At 71.8% G+C, this 2,960-nt stretch carries 3 protein-coding genes; 2 read left to right on the forward strand and 1 reads right to left on the reverse strand.

The features are described 5' to 3' along the window. The coding region (locus tag V7004_RS15540) for a GNAT family N-acetyltransferase (protein ID WP_334145144.1) at window positions 1–1,060 on the reverse strand (1,060 nt) is incomplete at its 3' end. A gap of 32 nt (window positions 1,061–1,092) precedes the next feature. Between V7004_RS15540 and V7004_RS15545 the strand changes: the two genes are divergently transcribed. Continuing rightward, the gene (locus tag V7004_RS15545; protein ID WP_334145146.1) at window positions 1,093–2,226 is read left to right on the forward strand and encodes a site-2 protease family protein; all 1,134 of its coding nucleotides are present in this window, start codon (window positions 1,093–1,095) and stop codon (window positions 2,224–2,226) included. A gap of 10 nt (window positions 2,227–2,236) precedes the next feature. Then, window positions 2,237–2,960, forward strand: a 724-nt coding sequence (locus tag V7004_RS15550; RefSeq protein ID WP_334145148.1) for an acyl-CoA dehydrogenase family protein, incomplete at its 3' end; no start/stop codon positions are given.

The following is a 2,960-nucleotide window of genomic DNA, read 5'->3' on the forward strand; positions in this document are numbered from 1 at the left end:
CCCCCACCCCCTGCTCGGCGGCGGGGTCCTCCACCGCCGGCGCCCGGTCGACGCCGACCACCTCGCCCCGCTCGAAGGCGATCCGCACCCCCGAGGTGTACAGGGAGATCGCCAGCTCGCCGCTGCGACCCGCGTAGGGAGAGGCGGCGAGACGGGCGCTGAGCACCGGCTGCAACCGCTGCAGCATCGCCACCGGGTCAGCCACTCGGGCGTAGATGCCGAGGTCGTAGACCAGGCTCGAGCCGATGGTTCGCAGCTCGGCATGCACCAGCGGGTCGGTGCTGTCGTAGATGACCAGCACGCTGTCGCCCGCAAGGGCCAGCCCGGCACGCACCAGTGCCGGCAGCGCCCCCGGCTCGGCGCACACGCTGGGCAGGAAGTGGAGCTGGCGCTCCTCGGGCCGGTGGTGGAGTCGGGCCCACCCGGTGATCCGGCCGCCGCACTCGGACACCAGGAGGTGCTCGAAGGGACCGGACGCCGCCAGGTCGAGGTGGAGCTGCCAGCGGGCCCGGTCGCGCACGGTGCGGATGCCCTCATCGGGTCGCCGGGTCTCCAGCGCAAGGAGGTCATCGAGGTCGTCGGGGGTGGCGTCGCGCACCTGCGGTGGCGAGCCTGACGACGAGACCTGTCGGGCCAGCCGGGTTTCGTCGGTGAGGAACAGCAACGGGTGGTCGAGGCCGTAGCCATAGCCGAACCGCCGGTAGAGGTAGGGGATGCCGCCGATGAACTGGATCAGCTCGCCCTCGGCCGCAGCCCGGGCGTGGTGGTGCTCGAACTGGGCCCGCACCAGCCCCTGCCGGCGATGGCTCGCCGCGGTGGCCACGTATTCGATCTGGCTCCCGGGCAGCTCCACCCCGTCAAGGGAGAAGGTGTGTGGGATCCGGGCTGAGGCGGACACCACCCGGCCGCCGTCGTCCACCACCGTCCACATGGCGACGCCTTCACCGAAGCCCTGGTAAGCCCGCACCGCCGGGCCGTCGGACTCACCGAAGGCCTCCACGGCCAGGGCCACGATGGCCTCGGCGTCGGCCTCGGTCGCCTGCCTCACTGCGCCGGTCACGGCGGGCACCGTACTGCCTACCCTGGTTGGGAATGGCCCGCCGATCCCAGCTCACCATCGCCGGTATCCCGGTGCGGGTCGAGCCGACCTTCTTCGTGATCATCGCCCTCCTGGGCGTCAACCCGCTCGATCCCGAGCCACTCTTCATCGGCACGTGGATCGCCATCGCCTTCGTCTCGGTCCTGGTGCACGAGCTCGGTCACGCGGTGGCGTTCCGGATCTATGGGATCCGGCCCTCTATCACGCTGCACGGCTTCGGGGGACTCACTGCCGGGAACGGGGCGCTGTCGCCGGCCCGCCGCATCGTGGTCAGCCTCACCGGCCCGCTTTCGGCCCTGGCCGTGCTGGGACTGCCCGCGCTGTGGCTCGACCGCAGCGGCGTGCTCAGCTCCGTCGAGGCCCGCACGATCGTGTCGCAGGTGGTGTGGATCAACATCGGCTGGTCGCTGCTGAACCTGCTGCCGATCCTCCCTCTCGACGGGGGGCGGGTCTTCGCCGCCGTCGCCGACCTGCTCACCGGTGGGCGGGGCCGGCGGGTGGCCGAGGTGTTCTCGGTCGCGCTGGCCGCGGTGCTCGGGATCTGGGCCTTCCGGTCGGGGCTGGTGCTCGGGGTGGTGCTGGCCGCGATGTTCGCGGCGATGAACCTCTCGTCACGGGCGCGGGCCCGCTCCGACGAGCTCGCCGCGCAGCTGCAGGACGCGCACCGGCTCCTGCTCGCGCACCGGCTGGAGGACGCCGAGGAGGTGGTGCAGCGGGTGCTCGCTTCGCGGCCCGCCGGGGACACCCTCGCCTGGGCGGTCGAGCTCGGTGCCTGGGCCCGACTGTGGCGAGGAGATCCCGCCGGGGCCGACCTCGTCCTTCGCCGCGGCGCTCCCACGGCCGTCCCGTCGCACTGCTACCGGGCCGCCGAGGCCCTGGCTGCCGGGCGCACCGACGAGGGGGTGGCGCTGATGGCCTGGGCGCTCGCCAACGAACCGCCGGGGCCGGCGAAGAGCCTCGGAGCGGTCGCCGCCGCCGGATCGGGCCAGGCGATGGCCGTGGCCCGCGAGCTGCTGCTGATCGGCCCGCAGGGGGTCCAGGCCGCGGGGTTGCTCCGCCAGCTCCTCGAGCATGCCGGCTACCGGGCCGAGGCGCTCTCGGTCGGGCAGTTGCTGGCGCGCCTGTAAGACTGGCGCCATGGCCATCGACTTCACCTTCCCGCCCGAGATCGACGAGGTCCGGTTCAAGGTCCGCGACTTCTGTGACACGGTCGTCCGCCCCGTGGAGGCTCGAGCCGAGGAGCAAGGCTGGTCGAGAGACGACTGGATCAAGGCCATCATCGAGATGCGCGCGGCAGCCAGGGAGTGGGGGCTGTGGTTGCCGCACATGCCGAAGGAGTGGGGCGGCATGGGGCTCAGCCACGTGGCCATGGCCAGCGTCTCCGCCGAGGCCGGCAAGACCCGCATGGGCCCATTCGCCCTGAACGCCCAGGCGCCCGACGAAGGCAACATGCACACTCTCCTGCACTGGGGCACCGACGAGCAGAAGGAGCAGTACCTGCGGCCACTGTGCGAGGGCTACGCCCGCTCCTGCTTCGCCATGACCGAGCCGGAGGTGGCGGGATCGGATCCCACCCTCATCCAGACCCGCGCCTACGAGGACGGCGACGAGTGGGTGATCAACGGGCACAAGTGGTTCATCTCCGGTGCCCGAGGCGCGCAGTTCGCGATCCTGATCGCCCGTACCGAGGACGACCCCGACCTGCCTCAGGCCGCCAACTCCGCCTTCCTCGTCGACATCCCCAGCGAGGGCTGGGAGATCGTCCGTGACGTGGAGACCATGTCCGGCAGCCACAACCACTGCGAGATCCGCATCACCGACCTGCGAGTGCACAAGTCGAAGATGCTGGGTGGGCGGGGGC

Origin of the sequence: Rhabdothermincola sp. (assembly GCF_036846205.1) — a bacterium.
Classification (GTDB): Bacteria; Actinomycetota; Acidimicrobiia; order Acidimicrobiales; family Acidimicrobilacustridaceae; genus Rhabdothermincola.

What these genes read in the sequence shown, in the direction of transcription:
- V7004_RS15545 (WP_334145146.1), top strand. Translation starts at nt 1,093, where the DNA reads ATGGCCCGCCGATCCCAGCTCACCATCGCCGGTATCCCGGTGCGGGTC.